A 19,558-nucleotide genomic window follows, 5' to 3' on the forward strand; every position below is an offset into this window, starting at 1 on the left:
GATGGACGTGACTCAAAAGGAGGCCGCGCACCGTGCGGCCTCCGATGCGGAACTGATCTGCTGGGTCGACGAGCACGACAACCTGCTCGGCGCCCTGGTCCGGTCCGACCTTCGCCAGCGCGGCCTGATCGGCCGTTGTACCTTTATCTTCCTGTTCAACTCGGCAGGTGAACTGTGCGTGCATCGCCGCACCCTGAGCAAAGCCCTGTACCCCGGATTCTGGGACACGGCCGCGGGCGGGATGGTGGCGGACGGCGAGAGTTATGCCGACTCGGCCGCCCGGGAGCTTGAAGAAGAACTCGGCGTCGGCGGGGTGGAGCTGGTTGAACACGACCATTTCTACTTCGAGGATGGCGACAGCCGGCTCTGGTGCAAATCCTACGCAGCCGTGTGGGATGGCGCGCTGAGCCTGCAGCCTGAAGAAGTCATGGAAGCGCGCTTTTTACCCCTTGAAATAGTCCTACAGGAAGCTGAACAAAAGCCCTACTGCCCGGACGCGCAAGAGGGCTTGCGCCGCTATCTGGCCTCACGTCGCTAAAGTTGTATAAATTGGCGCGATTTGGCCCTTAGCAAGTGAGCTTTTTGTGGTTACACTGCGCGACTTTTCACCCGAACCACCCTTGTTCCACCCCCTGATTCCTGTAGGAGCGAGCTTGCTCGCGAAAACCTCAAGCGCGCCGCGGGCATCCTGAATGCCCGCGTCATCGTTGGCGATCTTCGCGAGCAAGCTCGCTCCTACAGGGAATCGGGGGCAATGACATGGGGGGAGCGGTAGCGCTGCCCCTGCCTGAGTGGGGCTTCGCGGTCGGCAACCGCCTGAGCGTGTGCCGATCAGTCTTTGTCCTCACAAGAGGATTGCCGGTGGCCAAAAAAGCCGCATCCTTCGCCGCCCTCGGCGGCCTGGTATTTTCCACCGACGCAGGTCGACACTGCCCGGACTGTCGTCAGCCCGTGGACGCCTGTACCTGCAAACAAACCCTGATCCCCGAAGGCGACGGCATTGCCCGCGTGCGACGCGAGAGCAAAGGCCGTGGCGGCAAAACGGTGACCACCATCACCGGCGTGCCGCTGGCCGAAGACGCCTTGAAGGAACTGGCTACCACGCTGAAAAAGCGCTGTGGCACCGGTGGCGCGTTGAAAGACGGGGTTATCGAGATCCAGGGCGATCACGTCGAGTTGCTGTTGGCCGAGCTGATCAAGCTCGGGTACAAGGCCAAGAAGTCCGGCGGCTGAAAGCCTCTTCCCAACCTGTGTCTAAACTCTGTCCTGCGAGTGGGGTCTTACCTTGCTTACAGGCAAATCGTCATTTTCATTCTTTAGACTGCGCCAGCCTCGAACGAGGGGCGGCGCCTTCGACTTCATTTATAGGGGACTTCAATGTCCGTACGACGCACACGCAAAGACGATGGCAGCCAATGGACAGTTGCGGACAGCCGCAGTGTTTACGGGATTCGCCATTGGGGGGCCGGGTATTTCGCGATCAATGATGCCGGTCGCGTTGAAGTTCGTCCGAACGGCCCGAAAAGCACGCCGGTCGACCTGTACGAGCAAGTCGACGCGCTGCGCAAAAGCGGCTTGTCCTTGCCGTTGCTGGTGCGCTTCCCCGACATCCTGCAAGACCGCGTGCGCCAGTTGACCGGTGCATTCGACTCGAACATCGAGCGTCTGGAATACCAGAGCAAATACACCGCGCTGTACCCGATCAAGGTGAACCAGCAGGAAGCGGTGATCGAAAACATCATCGCCACCCAGGACGTGTCCATCGGCCTGGAAGCCGGCTCCAAGCCGGAACTGCTGGCCGTGCTCGCCCTGGCGCCGAAAGGCGGGACCATCGTCTGCAACGGTTACAAGGACCGCGAATTCATCCGCCTGGCGCTGATGGGCCAGAAGCTGGGTCACAACGTGTTCATCGTGATCGAGAAAGAGTCCGAAGTTGAGCTGGTGATCGAAGAAGCCGCCAACCTCAAGGTCAAGCCGCAGGTCGGCCTGCGCGTGCGCCTGTCGTCCCTGGCGTCGAGCAAGTGGGCCGACACCGGCGGCGAGAAGTCCAAGTTCGGGCTGTCGGCGGCGCAACTGTTGTCGGTGGTCGAGCGCTTCCGCGCCGCCAGCCTGGACCAGGGCATCCGCCTGCTGCACTTCCACATGGGCTCGCAGATCGCCAACCTGGCCGACTACCAGCACGGGTTCAAGGAAGCCATTCGTTACTACGGCGAACTGCGCAACCTCGGCCTGCCAGTGGATCACATCGACGTCGGCGGCGGCCTGGGCGTGGACTACGACGGCACCCACTCGCGTAACGCCAGCTCGATCAACTACGACATGGACGACTACGCCGGTGTGGTCGTGGGCATGCTCAAGGAATTCTGCGACGCGCAGAGCCTGCCGCACCCGAACATCTTCTCCGAGAGCGGCCGTTCCCTGACCGCGCACCACGCCATGCTGGTGGTGCAAGTCACCGACGTCGAGAAGCACAACGACGAAATGCCGCAGATCGAGAACAAGGAAAACCTGCCGGAAACCGTGCAATGGCTGGTGGACCTGCTCGGCCCGACCGATATCGAGATGGTCACCGAAACCTACTGGCGCGCCACTCACTATATGAGCGACGTGGCCACTCAGTACGCTGACGGCAAACTGTCCCTGGCGGAAAAAGCCCTGGCCGAGCAATGCTACTTTGCCGTGTGCCGCCGCCTGCATAACTCGCTGAAGGCGCGCCAGCGTTCGCACCGCCAGGTGCTCGACGAACTCAACGACAAGCTGGCGGATAAATACATCTGCAACTTCTCGGTGTTCCAGAGCCTGCCCGATACCTGGGCCATCGGCCAGGTACTGCCGATCCTGCCGCTGCACCGCCTCGACGAAGAGCCGATGCGCCGCGCGGTATTGCAGGACTTGACCTGCGACTCCGACGGCAAGATCAAGCAATACGTCGACGAGCAGAGCATCGAGACCAGCCTGCCGGTACACGCATTGAAGGATGGCGAAGACTACCTGCTGGGTATCTTCCTGGTCGGCGCCTACCAGGAAATCCTCGGTGACATGCACAACCTGTTCGGTGACACCGACTCGGTGAACATCTACCAGCGTGCCGACGGTTCGGTGTACAGCGCCGGGATCGAGACCCACGACACCATCGAAGACATGCTGCGTTATGTTCACTTGTCGCCGGAAGAGTTGATGACGCATTACCGGGACAAGTGCGCGAGCGCGAAGATCAGCGCCAGCGAGCGCACGCAGTTTCTGGATGCGTTGCGCTTGGGGTTGACGCGTTCGTCGTACCTGTCTTCGTAAGTGAAGTGCCCCGGCTCTCCGATGTGGGAGCCGGGCAATATCCCAGGGGCGGTTGCGAGGTGCGCTGTGAGGTTCAGTTCACGGATAGGCACAGCGCCACAGAGCAATTTCCGGGATTGAAGGAAAGCTTCAACTGGCTCACTTCGCCGTTGCCCTCTTCTGGCTCAACCGTGATGTCGGCAGCACTCATCGCAATGTCAGCCGATGCTCCTGCGGTAACTTTCTGTTTTTCGTCACGATTTGTTACCGTGAGTGTGTAATCTGTTTTGTTTTCGATCCGCAGTGTTCCGGCTATCTTGGCCTGACTGGCGGTATCAGCGATGGCCGTTTGCATAAACGCGGTGAGTAACACTAAAGCGGTGATGCCGACACGTTGTGAGATGTTCATCTTCGATTCTCTCCGGGCAGATGAAATGGGCGTTGTTCAGCACCATTCAACGCGCGAAGGACAGGTTTGTAACCTGTCAAACCTTACAGGTAGGGTTAGGTGATGTTAGCTTGCGCTGCCGCCGAACCATCGACCCTGCCGCTTGATTCGCCACGCAATGATCCAAAGCGTCAAGCTGCGTACCGCCATAAACAGTAGGAAGGTTATCCACAGGCCGTGGTTGCCGAACCTCTGTGACTCCCAGGCAAACGGCAGCACAATGACCACCGTCAGCAGCATGCCGTTGCGCATTTCCCGCGCACGTGTGGCGCCGATGAACAGCCCGTCCAGCAGATAACTCCACACCGCAATCAACGGCAGCACCGCGAGGTAAGGCAGGTAGATGTCGGCGGTTTCGCGCACGCTGGGGATATCGGTCTGCATGGCGATGAACAGATGGCCGGCGAAGCTGAACAGCAGGGCAAAACCGACGCTGGCGATCAGCGACCAACCGCCGGCGACGACCAGTGAGCGGCGCAACGCATGACGGTCATGGGCGCCGATGGCGTGGCCGCACAGGGCTTCGACGGCGTGGGCCAAACCGTCCAGCGCGTGGGCGGTCAGCAGCAGGCCGTTGAGCAACAGCGCGTTGGCCGCTACCGTGGCATCGCCCAGCCGCGCGCCTTGCACCGTGATCATGAAAAACACCGACTGCAACGCCAGGCTGCGGATAAAAATGTCGCGGTTCACCGCCAGCAGCGGGCGCCAGCTGTGCCAGCGTTGCAAGGCGGCCCAGGCGATATGCCCGGGGTAGGCGCGCAGGGCTTTTTGCGTGAGGGCCAGGCCGAGCAGGGCGCCGGTCCATTCGGCGAGCACCGACGCCCGCGCGGAACCGACCACGCCCCAGTCCAGGCCGAGTACAAACCACAGGTTCAGGGCGATGTTGACCAGGTTGGTGGTCAGCAGGATCGCCAGCGGCGCGCGGGCGTTTTGCGTGCCGAGGAACCAGCCGACCAGGGCGTAGCTGGCGAGGGCGGCGGGCAGGCCGAACAGGCGGGTGTGGAAAAATTCGCGGGTCAGTTGGTTCAGTTCGGGGGAGGGTTGCATCCACTCCAGGGCCAGGTGACTCAGGGGGATGCCCACCGTGCCGAGCAACATCGCCAGCCCCAGCGCCAGCAACAGACCTTGCAGCAGGATTTGCCGCAGCGCCGCGCCGTCATTGCGCCCGGCGGCCTGGGCGGCGAAGCCGGTGGAGCCCATGCGCAGAAAACCCATGGCCCAGGCGAGGAAGGTATACAGGCTGGCCCCGACGGCGACCGCGCCCAGTTGGTGGGCGTGGGGCAGGTGGCCGATGACCATGCTGTCGACCAGGGCCACCAGCGGCACCGAGAGGTTCGACAGGATCATCGGCGCGGCCAGGGCCCAGACGCGGCGGTGGGTTGGGCGGTGGCGCCAGTCGGTCAGTAAGGTGGACATGCAGGCTCCTTGGGGGAGCGGCATTGTAACTGTCCCCCCAGCACGCCGCAGAACCGATGTGGAATGGGGGGCTAAATGTGGAATGGGGGGCCAAATGTGGGAGGAGGGCCAAATGTGGGAGGGGGCTTGCCCCCGATGGCGGTGAGTCAGTCAGCTTATTTGTAGCTGATCCACTGCAATCGGGGGCAAGCCCCCTCCCACATTTGGCCTCATTCCACATTTAGGCCTCATTCCACATTTAGCCCCTCATTCCACATTTTGATCTTTTGTGATTTTGATCTTTTGTGTTTGTGGGATTTGGCTTGGATCGGTGGCCGGCCAGAACCAAACTGCCCTCCGTCGGTCAATGTGACCGGCGCCACATCGGCTTGGCCGGCGCTGATATATAGTTCACCCCTCGGTTCCCTCTGACTACGAGTGCCCCATGCTTAACAAAGGACTGTTCCTGGCTTGTGCGCTGGCCCTGCTGAGCGCCTGCGATTCCTCCGATAAACCGGCCGCCCCGACCGCGCCAGCCGCGAGCAGCGTAGCGCCGAAGGCGGTCAAGGCGGCGGTGGATGTGTCGGCGTTGAAGCAGCGGTATGCGGGGCGTGAGCTGAGTGTGGTGGACGTGTCCGAGGTGCAGTTGGACGGTGCCAGCACGTTGTCGGTGAGTTTTTCCATCCCGTTGGACCCGGAGCAGAAATTCGCCGACAAGCTGCATCTGGTGGACAGCAAGTCGGGCAAGGTCGATGGCGCCTGGGAGCTGTCGGATAACCTGATGGAACTGCGCCTGCGCCACCTGGAACCGCAGCGCAAGTTGGTGCTGACGGTCGACCCCGGCGTGCGTGCGGTGAATAACAATCTGTTGCCCGCCGAGTACATCGCCCGTCTGGAAACCCGCGACCTGCAAGCCACTGTCGGCTTCGCCAGCCGTGGCACGCTGTTGCCCACGCGCCTGGCCGAGGGGTTGCCGGTGATTGCGCTGAATGTCGACAAGGTCGACGTCGAATTCTTTCGGATCAAGCCCGAATCCCTGCCGTCGTTCCTTGCGCAGTGGGGGCGCAATACCAGCCTGCAAAGCTATGAATCGCGCGAACTGCTGCCGCTGGCCGATCTGGTCTACGGCGGCCGTTTCGACCTGAATCCTGCGCGCAATACCCGCGAAACCCTGTTGCTGCCGATCGCCGGCCTCAAGCAACTGCAGCAGCCGGGCGTATACCTGGCGGTGATGCGGGCGTCGGGCACCTATAACTATTCGCAACCGGCCACGTTGTTCACCTTGAGTGATATCGGCTTGTCGGTTCACCGCTACGCCAATCGCCTGGACGTGTTTACCCAGGCGTTGGACGGTGGCAAGGCGCTGGATGGCGTCGACCTTGAAGTGCTCGACGCCGAGGGCCGGGTGGTGGGCCAGGGCAAGACCGAGCAGGGCGGTCACGCCGAACTGCCGTTGCCGAAAAAGGCCCAGGTGCTGCTGGCCAAGCAGGGCGAACAGACCAGCCTGTTGCGCCTGGACAGTGCCGCCCTGGATCTGGCGGAGTTCGATATCGGCGGGCAACCGTCGCACCCGCTGCAGTTTTTTGTGTTCGGCCCGCGTGATCTGTATCGCCCTGGCGAAACCGTGCTGCTTAACGCCTTGTTGCGCGACAAGGACGGCAACGCGGTCAAGCCGCAGCCGGTGAGCGTCGAAGTGCGTCGCCCGGATGAGCAGGTCAGCCGTAAATTCGTCTGGGATGCCGACGCGTCCGGCCTCTATCAATATCAACTGCAACTGGCCGGCGAAGCGCCGACCGGGCGTTGGCAGTTGGTGTTCGACCTGGGCGACGGCAAGCCACAGTTGTATGAATTCCTCGTCGAAGACTTCCTGCCCGAGCGCCTGGCGCTGGAACTCAAGGGCAGCGATACGGCATTGCGCCCGGCGGAGAACCCGGTCATCCAGGTCAATGGCCGCTACCTCTACGGCGCGCCGGCGGCGGGCAACCGGGTCAGCGGGCAGGTGTATGTGCGCCCGCTGCGCGAGGCGGTGAAATCGCTGCCGGGTTACCAGTTCGGCTCCGTCACTGAAGAAGAGCTGAGCCAGGATTTCGAACTGGATGAAAGCGTGCTCGACGCCAAGGGCGAGGAAGCCCTGAGCCTGGAAAGCAAGTGGGCCGACGCCAAGTCGCCGCTGCAACTGATCGTGCAAGCCAGCCTGCATGAGTCGGGCGGACGGCCGATCACCCGGCGCCTGGTGCAGCCGATCTGGCCGGCCGAGCAACTGCCGGGGCTGCGTGGGCTGTTTGACGGCAAGGAAACCAACGGCGACGGCCCGGCGGAATTTGAAGTGCTGCTGGCCAACCAGGCCGGGCAGAAACTTGCCGCGAAAAACCTCAAGGTGCGTCTGGTGCGCGAGCGCCGCGACTACTACTGGAATTACTCGGAGAGCGACGGCTGGAGCTATCACTACAACCAGAAATTCCTCAACCTCGACGAGCAGACCCTGAACATCAAAGCCGGCGACACCGCCAAGGTCAGCTTCCAGGTGGAGTGGGGCCCGTACCGCGTCGAGGTCGAAGACCCGCAGACCGGGCTGGTCAGCAGCCTGCGCTTCTGGGCCGGCTACCAGGCCCAGGACAACACCGAAGGCGGCGCCGTGCGCCCCGATCAGGTCAAGTTGGCGCTGGACAAACCCGCCTATGGCGACGGCGATACCGCCAACGTCACCGTGACGCCGCCGGCGGCCGGTAAAGGCTACCTGCTGGTGGAGTCCGCCGAGGGGCCGCTGTGGTGGCAGGAAATCGACGTGCCGGCCGAGGGCAAACGTTTCGCCGTGAAGCTCGACCCGAAATGGGCGCGTCATGATCTCTACATCAGCGCCCTGGTGATTCGCCCCGGTGAGCGCAAAGCCAATATCACCCCCAAACGGGCGGTGGGCCTGCTGCACCTGCCGTTGGATCGCACCCAGCGCAAACTTGGGCTGACCCTCACCGCACCGGAAAAAATGCGCCCCAAACAAGCGCTGACGGTGAAAGTCGCCGCAAAAAATGCCGATGGCAGCGTGCCCAAACAGGTGCATGTGCTGGTGGCGGCGGTGGACGTGGGCATCCTCAATATCACCGAATACCCGACACCCGATCCGTATTCCAGCCTGTTCGGCCGCAAGGCGTATGGCGTGGACCAGTTCGACATCTATGGCCAACTGATCGAGGCCGGCCAGGGGCGCCTGGCGAGCCTGGCCTTCGGCGGTGACGCTGCATTGGCCAAAGGCGGCAAACGCCCGGACACCAGCGTGACCATCGTCGCCCTGCAAAGCGCGCCGGTGATGTTGAACGAGCAGGGCGAGGGCGAAGTCAGCGTCAATATCCCGGACTTCAACGGCGAACTGCGCCTGATGGCCCAGGCCTGGAGTGATGACCGCTACGGCATGGCGGAAGCCAAAACCGTGATCGCCGCACCGCTGATTGCCGAATTGTCGGCGCCGCGCTTCCTTGCGGGTGGCGACCAGACCACCTTGGCGCTGGACCTCTCCAACCTGTCGGGCAAGGCGCAAAAGCTCGACGTGCAACTGAGTGCCGAAGGGCAACTGGAGCTGGTCAACGGTGGCGCGCAATCGGTCGAACTCAAACAAGGCCAGCGCACCACGCTGCGCATCCCGGTGAAAGCCTGGGGCGGCCTGGGGCAAGGCAAGGTCAAGGTCACGGTGAACGGCCTGGACCTGCCCGGTGAAAACCTGCCGCCGTTCAGCCGCGAATGGACCCTGGGCGTGCGCCCGGCCTACCCGGCCTTGCTCAAGCATTATCGTGCGGTGCTCAAGGAGCAGCCGTGGAGCCTGCCGGCGGGCGCGCTCGATCAATTCGACAGCTCGGGGCGCGAGGCGTTGTTGAGCCTGTCGAGCCGGCCGCCGTTGAACCTCGGCGCGCAAATCACGGCGCTGAAGGCTTACCCCTACGGTTGCCTGGAGCAGACCGCCAGCGGCCTGTACCCGTCGCTGTATGCCGACGATGCCTTGCTCAAGCGCCTGGGCGTCAAGGGCGAGCCGGACGCCGAGCGCAAACGCAAGATCGAGCTGGGCATCGAACGCCTGCTGGGCATGCAGCGCTACAACGGCAGCTTTGGCTTGTGGGGCGCCGATGGCGAAGAGGAATACTGGCTGACCGCCTACGTCACTGACTTCCTGCTGCGCGCTCGCGACCAGGGGTTTGCCGTACCGCCGGACGCCTTGAAAAAAGCCAGTGAGCGCCTGCTGCGTTATGTGCAGGAGCGCAACCTGATCGAAGTCGACTACAGCGACAACGCCGAACACACCCGCTTTGCCGTGCAGGCCTACGCCGGTCTGGTACTGGCGCGCAGTCAGCAGGCACCGTTGGGCGCGTTGCGCAGCCTGTTCGAGCGGCGCAGCGATGCGCGCTCCGGGTTGCCGTTGGTGCAACTGGCCATCGCCTTGCAGAAGATGGGCGACCAGCCGCGCGCCGATCAAGCCTTGCTCGCAGGGCTGGCGGCGCAGCGCAATGCCAAGGAATGGCTGGCCGACTATGGCAGCCCGCTGCGGGACCAGGCGATGATCCTGGCGTTGCTCGAAGAAAACGACCTGGCCAAGGGCAAGCGTGAAGAGCGTTTGTTTACGCTGTCGGATCAATTGGCGGCCAGCCCGTACTTGTCGACCCAGGAACGTAACTCGCTGTTCCTCGCCGGGCGCCTCGGGTTCGCCCAGCCTGAGTCGAATTGGCAGGTGTCGCTCACCGGCAGTGGCGGCGTGCGCGAATTGAATAATCAACAGTCGACGTTGGCGTTGGCCGGCGCGCTGTTGTCCAGCGACCTGAGCCTGAGCAATCAGGGCGAGACGCCGGTGTACCAGCAGTTGACGATCTCGGGTTATCCACAGGTGCCACCGGCTGCCGGCGGCGACAACCTGAGCATCCGCCGCGAATACCTGGGCATGAACGGCCAGCCGCTGAACCTGCGTAGCCTCAACAGCGGCGATCTGGTGCTGGTGCATCTGGCGGTGAGCGCCAAGCAGCGCGTGCCGGATGCCCTGGTGGTGGACCTGCTGCCGGCGGGCCTGGAGTTGGAAAACCAGAACCTCGCGCAAAGCGCCGCAAGCCTGGAAAACGCCAGCAGCCAGGTGAAGGAATGGCGCGAGTCGATGCAGAACGCGTCACTCAAGCATCAGGAGTTTCGTGATGACCGCTATGTGGCGGCGATGAATCTGGATGGCTATGGCACCACGCACTTGTTGTATCTGGCGCGGGCGGTGACGCCGGGGACGTATCGGGTGCCGCCGCCGCAGGTGGAGTCGATGTATCGGCCGAACTGGCAGGCGGTGGGGGAGACGCCGGTGGATCTGGTGATCAAGGGGCGTTGAAAGCGCGATGTGGAAGGGGGACTAAATGTGGAATGAGGGCTAAATGTGGGAGGGGGCTTGCCCCCGATGGCGGTGGGTCAGTCACCTGATGCATTGACTGAAATACTGCTATCGGGGGCAAGCCCCCTCCTACAGGGATTTGTGGTGTTTTTTTGGGGTTAGTGGACTACCCAGCTGAGTAGCCATAGGCCGAGTATCAGCCAGATGATGCCCATGATGATTGATGCGCGCATGAACGCGCGAACCGCCGAGTACAGCAGCATCAGGCCGAGGATCAGGGTAATGATGCTGATGATGGAAGTGTCCATGCCCAAGGTGCGCGACAGGCCATCGATGAAGTTGCCACCGGCGTGGGTCAAGGCACCGAAGATGCCGCTGAGGCCGTCGACGATAAAACGGATGACGGAGCCGAGCGCCTGGCCCAACCATTCGAAAAAGCTTTCTACCTGCATGTGCGTGTCCTGATGAGAAGGTGGGCGTGTCTGTGCCTTTGGTTGTTGATAACGCCGGCTAGTTCCCTGCAAGCATAGAGGTTTGCCCGTTTGAATTTGCGATTAATCATGGTTGGATGTGTTCGGTTTGATTTGGGAGCGGGTTTGTTCGCGGTGGGGGTGGGGCAGTGACGTCTGTGCCGGTTGGTCTGGCGCCATCGCGGGCAAGCGCGCTCCCACATTGGTTGCGTTGGGCTTTGGGTTTTGTGGTGGTGGTTGTTGCGCTGTTGTGGGCGGCCGACCGCATCTGGCCGTTGCCGTTGCCCAAGGATGATTTGGCGCGGGTGGTGCTGGCCGAGGATGGCACGCCGTTGTGGCGGTTTGCCGATGCCCATGGCGTGTGGCGTTACCCGGTGCAAACCGCTGAGGTGTCGCCGTATTACCTCGATGCGCTGCTCACCTACGAGGACCGTTGGTTCTACCAGCACCCCGGCGTGAACCCGTTGGCGCTGGCGCGGGCGACGTGGCAGAACCTGACCGGCGCGCGGGTGGTGTCGGGTGGCAGTACCTTGTCGATGCAGGTCGCCCGTTTGCTCGATCCCCATTCGCGCACATTCCACGGCAAGCTGCGCCAACTGTGGCGCACCGCACAGTTGGAATGGCACTTGTCCAAGGCCGAGATTCTCAATCTGTACCTCAACCGCGCGCCGTTTGGCGGCACGTTGCAAGGGGTGGCAGCGGCCAGTTGGGCTTATCTGGGCAAGTCGCCGGCGCAACTGACTCATGCCGAAGCCGCCTTGCTCGCGGTGTTGCCCCAGGCGCCGAGCCGCCTGCGCCCCGACCGCCACCCCCAGCGCGCCCAGGAGGCCCGGGACAAGGTGCTGCGCCGCCTCGGCGAGTTCCAGGTCTGGCCGCCATCGGCGGTGGCCGAGGCCCTGGAAGAACCGTTGCTGCTCGCGCCGCGCCTGGAGCCCAGCCTGGCGCCCTTGCTTGCCCGCCGCCTGAACCGACCCGACAGCCCGCCGCTGATCCGCACCACCCTGGACGCCACCCTGCAACGCCGTCTCGAAGACCTGCTGCTGGGCTGGCGCGCGCGTTTGCCGGAATACACCTCGGCGGCGATCCTGGTGGTGGAGGAAGACAGCATGGCCGTGCGCGCCTACTTAGGCTCGGTGGATATCAATGACGCCAAGCGCTTCGGCCATGTGGACATGATCAGCGCGTTGCGTTCGCCGGGCTCGACCCTCAAGCCCTTCCTGTATGGCATGGCCCTGGACGAGGGGCTGATTCACTCCGAATCACTGTTGCAGGATGTGCCCAGGCGTTATGGCGATTACCGGCCGGGTAACTTCTCCATGGGTTTTACCGGCGCGGTGCCGGCGAGTACGGCGTTGTCCAGTTCGCTCAACCTGCCGGCGGTGCAGTTGCTGGAAGCCTACGGGCCGAAGCGCTTTGCCGCGCAGATGCGTATCGGTGGGGTGCCGTTGGCGTTGCCGGTGTTGGCCGAGCCGAACCTGGCGTTGATCCTGGGCGGCGCGGGCAGTCGCCTGGAAGATCTGGTGAGCGGCTACAGCGCCTTCGCCCGTGACGGCAGGAGCGCCACGATTCGATTACAGCCGGACGATACGCTTAAAGAACGGCCATTACTGTCGCCAGGGTCCGCCTGGATTGTGCGGCGTATCCTCAGCGGTCAGGCGCGGCCCGACCGCGACCCGCGTGCCGAACTGGTGCAGCGCCCGGCGCTGGCCTGGAAAACCGGCACCAGCTACGGTTTCCGGGATGCCTGGGCGATCGGCGTCGGGCCGCGCTATTTGATCGGTGTGTGGATTGGCCGCCCCGACGGCACGCCAGTGCCGGGGCAGTTCGGCTTGGCCTCGGCCGCACCGTTGATGTTGCAGGTGCATGACGTGTTGACCAACCGCGACAGCCAGCGTGGCATCAGCGCGCCGGTCAAACCGGTGCCGGCGAATGTCGGTGTGGCGGCGATCTGTTGGCCGCTGGGCCAGCCCATGAGCCGCAACGACCCCAATTGCCGCCGCCAGCGCTTTGCCTGGACGCTGGACAACACCACGCCGCCGACCTTGCAGGCACTGGATCAGCCGTTGAGTGTGGGCTTGATGGAAAGCGTCTGGGTCAACCCCAAGGGCTTGAGGGTGGACGCCCATTGCCCCGGCGCCGTGTTGAAAAACATTGCCCTGTGGCCTGCGCCGTTGGAGCCCTGGCTGCCGCGGGCCGAACGCCGCGACGCGCGCCTGCCGGCTGCTGACCCCGATTGCCCGCCGCCGGCACTGGCCGCGTCGTCGCCGTTGTCGATCGTCGGCGTGCGCGAGGGCGATCAATTGCGCCTGCCTGCCGCCAGCCAACAGGCGCTGCGCCTGAACCTCTCCGCCCTGGGCGGCAGTGGCCGGCGCTGGTGGTTCCTCAACGGCGCGCCGTTGGGCGACAGCGCCAACCAGGAGAGCATCAACGCCAGTTTCGAGCAATTGGGCCGCTATCAGCTCAGCGTTCTCGACGAGGCCGGCCAAACCGCCCGAATCGAATTCAGCGTCGTCGACTAAACCCCATCATCGCCAAGCTAGCCCCCACATTCTGCTGTGTGAATCCATTCAAATGTGGGAGCAGGCTTGCCTGCGATAGCGCCCTAAAGTCCACCACCCGGATTCACTTGCCTTCATCCCTGATCCCCCCGAAGCTATACGCCTTCAGGAGCCCCCCATGAACCTCGAACACCTCACCGAACGCCTGCATCGCATCCGCGATACCAACAATTGGAAACAATTCCACAGCCCGAAAAACCTGGCCATGGCCGCCAGTGTGGAAATGGCCGAATTGGTCGAAATCTTCCAATGGCTCACCGAAGACCAGTCGCGCCAGTTGCCCGCCGACACACTCGCCCACGCCGGCCAGGAAGTCGGCGATATCGTGCTGTACCTGCTGTTGCTGTGCAGCGAGTTGGGCCTGGACATGAACGAGGTGGTGCGCGCCAAGCTGGCCGACAGCGAACGGCGGTTTGCCCATGAGTGATCGTCACTTCGACCAACTGGCCACGCGTTTTGCCGAGAAAATCTACGGCGGCGCCAAGGGCGCGATTCGCCTGGCAGTGTTGCAGGCCGACCTCACCGAAGCCTTGCCGCAGCGGCCACTGCGTGTGCTGGATATTGGCGCGGGCCTGGGGCATATGTCGCTGTGGCTGGCCGAGCGCGGGCATCAGGTGACCCTGGCCGAACCCGCCGAGCCGATGCTTAGCGGTGCGCGCCAACGCTTCGCCGAGGCCGGGCAGACCGCGACCTTTATCCACGCGCCCTGGCAAGACCTGCTCGGCCAACTCACCGAGCCCTACGATGTGGTGCTGTGTCACGCCGTCCTCGAATGGCTGGCCGAACCCCACGCGATCCTGCCCGTGTTGCACCAGTTGACGGTGCCCGGCGGCTGGCTGTCGCTGGCGTTCTACAACCGCGATGCGCTGATTTACCGCAACCTGCTCAAAGGCCACTTCCGCAAAATGCGCAAGAACGACATGGCCGGCGAAAAACAGAGCCTGACCCCGCAACAGCCGCTCGATCCGCGAGAGCTGGCGGCGCAACTCGATGGGCTTTGGCAGGTCGAAAGCCAGAGCGGCGTGCGGGTGTTCCACGACTATATGCCGGTGGAATTCCAGGCCCGCGTGGATTTGAAGGAGGTGTTGGAGATGGAGCTCGCTCATCGTCGTCACCCAAGTTTTGCCGGGCTTGGGCGTTATTTGCACTGGATCTGCCGTCCGGTTTAAGCGGCCCAGTCAGTGGAGGTCGAAATGCGTCGTTTCGGGTTAATCCTGTTGTCCCTTGGGCTGGGCGCCTGCTCCAGCCCCAATCCTTACGTGGCCGCCTCGGCGCCGATGCCGCCGGCGCCGGCCCAGGCGGCCCAGACCTTTGATGCCAGCGCGTACCCCGCGCCGGTACGTGACTACGGTGCCTATCGCATTTGGGCCTGGCGCAACGGCCAGTTGCCGGCGGGCACGGCCTGGGCGGACTCGGCGCAAGTGGCCGAAGCGGTCAGCGGCGCCCTCGACCAGCGTGGCTTGCGCCCCCTGCACGACAACCGCGCGCCCGACCTGCTGGTGAGCGCCGACGTGCATCTGGAGAAGCGCCTCAAGCAGGTCCAGGATGACTACGGCTATGGGTATGGCGGCTACAATCGCTACGGCAACGGCTACGGCATGTACAACTCGGCGCCGATCGTGCGCACCTATGAAGTTCAGGTCGTCGTCGTGCGGGTCAATCTGTTCGATGCGCGCAGCGGTCAGCCGGTGTGGAGTGCCAGTGCCGAAACCGGCAGCCAGGGCAGCCTCAGTGAGCGGGCGGATGCGTTGCGCCAGGCGGTGCAAAAGGCAATGACGGCGTATCCTCCCAGTTAACAGCTATTCTCATTTAATGCCCGGATCGCTCGTTGGAGAATCACCATGTTTCGACGTATCGCAACGCTCGCTTTTGTCGCGCTGTTGGGCGGTTGCCAGACCAGTCAGGTCAACCACGACTTCGATGCCAGCCGAGACTTCGGTGCCTACCGCAGTTGGGCGTGGAAAGACCCGGCTGTGCAATACCGTCCCGATGATCCGCGGATCAAGAGCGACCTCACCGAACAACGGATCCGCCAGGCTGTCGGCGAACAACTCGACCAACGCGGCCTGCGCCCCGCAGCGGCGGGCACCAGGGCGGACCTGACTGCGCAGGTCTACCTGATCGTCGAAGACCGTCAGCAACAAGTCAGCACCAACTACGGCGGCGCCTGGGGCGTGCCGTGGAATGGCTACTGGGGCGGGCCGATGTACTACGAAACGCGCAACATCAGCTACAAGGTGGCGACTCTCCAGATCGACCTGCTCGACGGCAAGGACGGCAAACTCGTCTGGCGCGGCAGCGACGAGCAGATCATGGCCAACTCGCCGGACCCACAGGATCGTAGCAACGCCATCCGTAAGACGGTCAGCCGAATCCTTACCAGCTACCCGCCGCACTGAAACCGCGTTGCCCCGAGAGAGATCCCCGGCCGGTTTCAGCCAATCGGCCGCCATCTACCCACCATGTGTTCAATATCCCCCGAGCCTTTTAACCACAACTCGCCACTGGAACCGGCGCCGCTGGCGTGCAGGGCGACCTCGCTGGGCAGGCGTACCGGTTTCTTGAACTCGACCTCTATGTCGATATTCGCCACGGGCAGGTGCTCACCGAGGGCGGCGAGGGTCCGCGCCTTGTTCCACAGGCCGTGGGCGATGGCTTGGGGGAAACCGAATAATTTGGCGGTCAGGGCGCTTAAATGGATCGGGTTGTAATCGCCGGACACCCAGGCGTAGCGACGGCCGATATCGGCGGGGGCTTTCCAGCGGGTCAGTTCGCTGACCTGGGTCGGCGTGGGCAAGGCGTCGTTCGCCGCCGCGCCGTCGAGCTTCACGCCACGGCAGAGCAGGCGGCTCTGCGCTTCCCACAGCAGGCCGAGGGCATCTTCGACGGTGGTCACCACCTCAAACGTCGCGCCCCTGGCGTGGGGCTGTAGGTTTTCTGCGTGTACGGCGATGGTCAGGTCACTCACCGCACCCAAGGGCCGGTGAACACGGATGCGATTGCTTAGGTGGACCAGCCCCAACAGCGGGAACGGAAACGATGGGGCCGTCAGCAGTTGCAACTGCAGACCGAATGCCAGGAGGTGTGGATAAGTTACCGGCAGCATCGGGCTGTCGGCAAAGCCGCACACCTTGCGATACGCCGCCACATGCTGGGGGTTGACGCTCACGCGGCAGCGAAACCCCTGCTCGGGCAAGTGGCTGCCGGTGATCTTGCGCTTGAGCACCGCGTGCCAGTACAACGGCGCAAGCATTGGCGGGCTGTCCAGAGTTTTCCATTCCATGCTTACGCTCCCAGCACACTTTGCCCACACACCCGCAGCGCTTGGCCGCTGACCGCGCCGGAGCCCGGCTGACCGAGCCAGGCCACCGCTTCGGCGACATCCTGCGGCAAGCCGCCCTGGCCCAGCGAGCTCATGCGGCGCCCGGCCTCTCGCAGCGCGAACGGGATATGCGCAGTCATCTGGGTTTCGATAAAACCGGGGGCCACGGCGTTGATGCTGATCCCCCGCGCCTTCAACAGCGGGGCCCAGGCCTGGGCCAGCCCGATCAGCCCGGCCTTGCTCGCGGCATAGTTGGTTTGCCCGCGGTTGCCGGCAATCCCGCTGATGGAGGCCAGCAGCACCACGCGCGCGTTGTCGTGCAGGGTGCCGCTGTCGAGCAGGGCCTTGGTCAGCACTTGCGGCGCGTTGAGGTTGACCGCCAACACGGCGTCCCAGTATTCCGGGGTCATGTTGGCCAGGGTTTTGTCGCGGGTGATGCCGGCGTTATGGACCAGGATGTCGAGGCCATCCGGCAGTTGTTCGATCAACTGGGAGGCGGCGTCTTCGGCGCAGATATCCAGCACGACGGCGCGCCCTCCCAGGCGCGCGGTCAGGGCTTCGAGGTCGGCCTTGGCTTGAGGCACATCCAGCAGAATGACCTCGGCGCCGTCACGGGCGAGGGTTTCGGCGATGGCGGCGCCAATGCCCCGCGCCGCGCCGGTGACCAGCGCTTTGCGCCCGGCAAGCGGGCGCGTCCAGTCTTCGACGGGGGTGGTGCAGGCTTCCAGACGAATCACCTGACCCGAGATATAGGCACTTTTGGGCGACAGGAAAAACCGCAGCGCCCCTTCCAACTGGTCCTCGGCCCCTTGGCCGACCGACAGCAATTGCAACACGCCACCGTTGCGCAGTTCCTTGGCCAGGGAGCGACTGAACCCTTCGAGGGCACGCTGGGCGCTGGCGGCGAACGGGTCGCTGAGACTTTCCGGGGCGCGGCCGAGGATCACCAGGTGCGCGCTGTGATCGAGATTTTTCAGCAGTGGCTGAAAGAACTCACGCAGTTGCTTGAGTTGGTCGGTGTGTTGCACGTCGCTGGCGTCGAACACCAGCGCCTTGAGTTTGGGACCGTGCCCGGGAATCCAGGCCGGTGCTTCCAGTGCCCCGGTGCCGTAGCTATAAATGGCCTCGGTGAGTTTAGGGGCGAACGCCAGCACCTTGGCCGCCAGCGCGCCGCCGCCGAGCAGCAGTGCGCCGTCGACCGGGCGCAGGCGCCCGGCTTGCCAGCGCTCCAGGCGTACCGGTGACGGCAGGCCAATGGCGGCGACCAGGCGATGGCCGAGGCTTGAGTTGGCGAAGTCGATATAACGGTCAGACATGGAACGCTCTCCGAAGGCTGGGGTTCAAAGGGTTGACCACCCCGGGGCGGCAGTCGTTCGATTGAGCCTAGGCTAGTCTGAGGGACTTACCCCACAACCGACAGGGAGCTTTCCATGACTCAATTGCGCCGTGTAGCGATCATTGGCGGTAATCGCATTCCTTTCGCCCGCTCCAATGGCCCGTATGCCACAGCGAGCAATCAGGCGATGCTGACGGCCACCCTGGAGGGCCTGATCGAGCGCTACAACCTGCACGGCCTGCGCCTGGGCGAGGTGGCTGCCGGTGCGGTGCTCAAGCACTCGCGCGACTTCAACCTGACCCGCGAATGCGTGCTGGGCTCGCGCCTGTCGCCGCAAACCCCGGCCTATGACATTCAGCAGGCTTGCGGCACCGGGCTGGAAGCGGCGTTGCTGGTGGCCAACAAGATTGCCCTGGGTCAGATCGAATGCGGGATTGCCGGTGGGGTGGACACCACGTCCGACGCACCGATCGGGGTGAATGAAGGGCTGCGCAAGATTTTGTTGCAGGCCAATCGCAGCCGGTCTATGCCGGACAAACTAAAAGTCTTGTTACAACTTCGTCCGCATCACCTCAAGCCGGAACTGCCGCGCAATGGCGAACCGCGCACGGGTTTATCCATGGGCCAGCACTGTGAACTGATGGCGCAGACCTGGCAGATCCCCCGCACCGAGCAGGACCAGTTGGCCCTGGAAAGTCACCAGAAAATGGCCGCGTCCTACACCGAAGGCTGGCACAACGATTTGCTCACCCCGTTTCTGGGTCTCACCCGTGACAACAACCTGCGCCCCGACCTGACCCTGGAAAAACTCGCCGGCCTCAAGCCCGCCTTCGAGCTCAGCGCCAAAGGCACGCTCACCGCCGGCAACTCCACGCCGCTGACGGACGGTGCTTCCCTGGTGTTACTCGGCAGCGAAGCCTGGGCCAGGGAGCGCGGCTTGCCGATCCTGGCTTACTTGCGCGACGGCGAAGCGGCGGCGGTGGATTTCGTCAACGGTGCCGAAGGCCTGTTGATGGCGCCGGTGTACGCCGTGCCGCGTTTGCTGGCGAGGAATGGCCTGACACTGCAGGACTTTGATTACTACGAGATCCACGAAGCATTCGCTGCCCAAGTATTGTGCACGCTCAAGGCCTGGGAAGATGCGGACTACTGCAAGACCCACCTGGGGCTCGACGCGCCGCTGGGTTCGATTGACCGCAGCCGCCTCAACGTCAAGGGCAGTTCCCTGGCCGCCGGGCATCCGTTTGCCGCGACGGGCGGGCGTATCATCGCCAACCTGGCCAAGCTGTTGGACGTCGCGGGCAAGGGGCGCGGGCTGATTTCGATCTGTGCCGCCGGAGGGCAGGGCATGACGGCGATCATTGAGCGTTGAATTGCGTGGAAAACTGGCATATTGGATGCATTCTTCGGTGGTC

16 protein-coding genes are annotated in these 19,558 nt (G+C 63.5%); 10 read left to right on the plus strand and 6 right to left on the minus strand.

What is annotated here, in order from left to right; genetic code table 11:
- Position 1: 1 nt before the first annotated feature.
- The gene (locus U5A08_RS03090) at positions 2-538 is read left to right on the plus strand and encodes an NUDIX hydrolase (RefSeq protein ID WP_247400113.1); all 537 of its coding nucleotides are present in this window, start codon (positions 2-4) and stop codon (positions 536-538) included.
- On the opposite strand, the gene U5A08_RS03095 is transcribed toward U5A08_RS03090, so the two are convergent.
- On the minus strand, positions 527-727 hold the full coding sequence (locus U5A08_RS03095; RefSeq protein WP_253393204.1) for a hypothetical protein: 201 nt from the start codon (positions 725-727) through the stop codon (positions 527-529). The two genes, U5A08_RS03090 and U5A08_RS03095, sit on opposite strands and share 12 nt — an antisense overlap.
- Before the next feature lie 134 nt (positions 728-861).
- Here U5A08_RS03095 and U5A08_RS03100 point away from each other — a divergent pair, with 134 nt between their 5' ends.
- Positions 862-1,233 (plus strand): translation initiation factor Sui1, encoded by a 372-nt coding sequence (locus tag U5A08_RS03100; RefSeq protein WP_017849660.1) that lies wholly within the window; start codon positions 862-864, stop codon positions 1,231-1,233.
- A 144-nt stretch (positions 1,234-1,377) separates the two neighbouring features.
- A complete protein-coding gene (gene speA / locus U5A08_RS03105) occupies positions 1,378-3,291 on the plus strand; it encodes an arginine decarboxylase (RefSeq protein ID WP_247400117.1) in 1,914 nt (637 codons plus the stop codon).
- 73 nt (positions 3,292-3,364) lie between these two features.
- Here speA and U5A08_RS03110 read toward each other — a convergent pair whose 3' ends face one another.
- Together U5A08_RS03110 and U5A08_RS03115 are read right to left on the minus strand one after the other, a co-directional pair.
- Entirely contained in the window at positions 3,365-3,679 is a 315-nt protein-coding gene (locus U5A08_RS03110) for a hypothetical protein (RefSeq protein WP_253393205.1), read from the minus strand.
- A 105-nt stretch (positions 3,680-3,784) separates the two neighbouring features.
- Entirely contained in the window at positions 3,785-5,134 is a 1,350-nt protein-coding gene (locus U5A08_RS03115) for an MATE family efflux transporter (RefSeq protein WP_321850221.1), read from the minus strand.
- Between the two features lie 424 nt (positions 5,135-5,558).
- Between U5A08_RS03115 and U5A08_RS03120 the strand changes: the two genes are divergently transcribed.
- The gene (locus U5A08_RS03120) at positions 5,559-10,457 is read left to right on the plus strand and encodes an alpha-2-macroglobulin family protein (protein WP_321850222.1); all 4,899 of its coding nucleotides are present in this window, start codon (positions 5,559-5,561) and stop codon (positions 10,455-10,457) included.
- Positions 10,458-10,615: 158 nt separating this feature from the next.
- Here the strand turns inward: U5A08_RS03120 and U5A08_RS03125 are convergent, their stop codons facing one another.
- Positions 10,616-10,909, minus strand: a complete 294-nt coding sequence (locus tag U5A08_RS03125; protein ID WP_253393208.1) for a hypothetical protein — start codon at positions 10,907-10,909, stop codon at positions 10,616-10,618.
- A gap of 224 nt (positions 10,910-11,133) precedes the next feature.
- Here U5A08_RS03125 and pbpC point away from each other — a divergent pair, with 224 nt between their 5' ends.
- The 5 genes from pbpC to U5A08_RS03150 all read left to right on the plus strand — a co-directional run bounded on the left by pbpC (position 11,134) and on the right by U5A08_RS03150 (position 15,884).
- Entirely contained in the window at positions 11,134-13,446 is a 2,313-nt protein-coding gene (gene pbpC, locus U5A08_RS03130; protein WP_321850224.1) for a peptidoglycan glycosyltransferase PbpC, read from the plus strand.
- A gap of 157 nt (positions 13,447-13,603) precedes the next feature.
- Positions 13,604-13,912 (plus strand): MazG-like family protein, encoded by a 309-nt coding sequence (locus tag U5A08_RS03135; RefSeq protein ID WP_038843772.1) that lies wholly within the window; start codon positions 13,604-13,606, stop codon positions 13,910-13,912.
- Positions 13,905-14,654, plus strand: coding sequence for a methyltransferase (locus U5A08_RS03140; protein WP_253393210.1), 750 nt, complete (start codon positions 13,905-13,907; stop codon positions 14,652-14,654). Before U5A08_RS03135 ends, U5A08_RS03140 begins: the two co-directional genes overlap by 8 nt.
- A 24-nt stretch (positions 14,655-14,678) precedes the next feature.
- Positions 14,679-15,281, plus strand: a complete 603-nt coding sequence (locus U5A08_RS03145) for a DUF4136 domain-containing protein (protein ID WP_321850227.1) — start codon at positions 14,679-14,681, stop codon at positions 15,279-15,281.
- A 45-nt stretch (positions 15,282-15,326) separates the two neighbouring features.
- Positions 15,327-15,884, plus strand: coding sequence for a DUF4136 domain-containing protein (locus U5A08_RS03150; protein WP_253393212.1), 558 nt, complete (start codon positions 15,327-15,329; stop codon positions 15,882-15,884).
- Positions 15,885-15,919: 35 nt separating this feature from the next.
- On the opposite strand, the gene U5A08_RS03155 is transcribed toward U5A08_RS03150, so the two are convergent.
- The gene (locus tag U5A08_RS03155; RefSeq protein ID WP_321850228.1) at positions 15,920-16,768 is read right to left on the minus strand and encodes a MaoC family dehydratase; all 849 of its coding nucleotides are present in this window, start codon (positions 16,766-16,768) and stop codon (positions 15,920-15,922) included.
- A gap of 2 nt (positions 16,769-16,770) precedes the next feature.
- Positions 16,771-18,123: a 3-oxoacyl-ACP reductase gene (locus U5A08_RS03160; protein WP_253393214.1), complete on the minus strand. Its 1,353-nt coding sequence runs from the start codon at positions 18,121-18,123 to the stop codon at positions 16,771-16,773.
- 114 nt (positions 18,124-18,237) lie between these two features.
- Here U5A08_RS03160 and U5A08_RS03165 point away from each other — a divergent pair, with 114 nt between their 5' ends.
- On the plus strand, positions 18,238-19,515 hold the full coding sequence (locus U5A08_RS03165; RefSeq protein WP_253393215.1) for an acetyl-CoA C-acetyltransferase: 1,278 nt from the start codon (positions 18,238-18,240) through the stop codon (positions 19,513-19,515).
- The last annotated feature ends 43 nt before the right edge of the window (positions 19,516-19,558 follow it).

It is taken from the genome of Pseudomonas paraveronii (assembly GCF_963681955.1).
In the GTDB taxonomy this organism is placed as follows: Bacteria; Pseudomonadota; Gammaproteobacteria; order Pseudomonadales; family Pseudomonadaceae; genus Aquipseudomonas; species Aquipseudomonas paraveronii.

What these genes read in the sequence shown, in the direction of transcription:
- U5A08_RS03150 (WP_253393212.1), top strand. Translation starts at nt 15,327, where the DNA reads ATGTTTCGACGTATCGCAACGCTCGCTTTTGTCGCGCTGTTGGGCGGT.
- U5A08_RS03090 (WP_247400113.1), top strand. Translation starts at nt 2, where the DNA reads ATGGACGTGACTCAAAAGGAGGCCGCGCACCGTGCGGCCTCCGATGCG.
- U5A08_RS03115 (WP_321850221.1), bottom strand. Translation starts at nt 5,134, where the DNA reads ATGTCCACCTTACTGACCGACTGGCGCCACCGCCCAACCCACCGCCGC.
- U5A08_RS03110 (WP_253393205.1), bottom strand. Translation starts at nt 3,679, where the DNA reads ATGAACATCTCACAACGTGTCGGCATCACCGCTTTAGTGTTACTCACC.
- U5A08_RS03135 (WP_038843772.1), top strand. Translation starts at nt 13,604, where the DNA reads ATGAACCTCGAACACCTCACCGAACGCCTGCATCGCATCCGCGATACC.
- U5A08_RS03140 (WP_253393210.1), top strand. Translation starts at nt 13,905, where the DNA reads ATGAGTGATCGTCACTTCGACCAACTGGCCACGCGTTTTGCCGAGAAA.
- U5A08_RS03125 (WP_253393208.1), bottom strand. Translation starts at nt 10,909, where the DNA reads ATGCAGGTAGAAAGCTTTTTCGAATGGTTGGGCCAGGCGCTCGGCTCC.
- U5A08_RS03160 (WP_253393214.1), bottom strand. Translation starts at nt 18,123, where the DNA reads ATGTCTGACCGTTATATCGACTTCGCCAACTCAAGCCTCGGCCATCGC.
- U5A08_RS03120 (WP_321850222.1), top strand. Translation starts at nt 5,559, where the DNA reads ATGCTTAACAAAGGACTGTTCCTGGCTTGTGCGCTGGCCCTGCTGAGC.
- speA (WP_247400117.1), top strand. Translation starts at nt 1,378, where the DNA reads ATGTCCGTACGACGCACACGCAAAGACGATGGCAGCCAATGGACAGTT.
- U5A08_RS03145 (WP_321850227.1), top strand. Translation starts at nt 14,679, where the DNA reads ATGCGTCGTTTCGGGTTAATCCTGTTGTCCCTTGGGCTGGGCGCCTGC.
- U5A08_RS03165 (WP_253393215.1), top strand. Translation starts at nt 18,238, where the DNA reads ATGACTCAATTGCGCCGTGTAGCGATCATTGGCGGTAATCGCATTCCT.
- U5A08_RS03155 (WP_321850228.1), bottom strand. Translation starts at nt 16,768, where the DNA reads ATGGAATGGAAAACTCTGGACAGCCCGCCAATGCTTGCGCCGTTGTAC.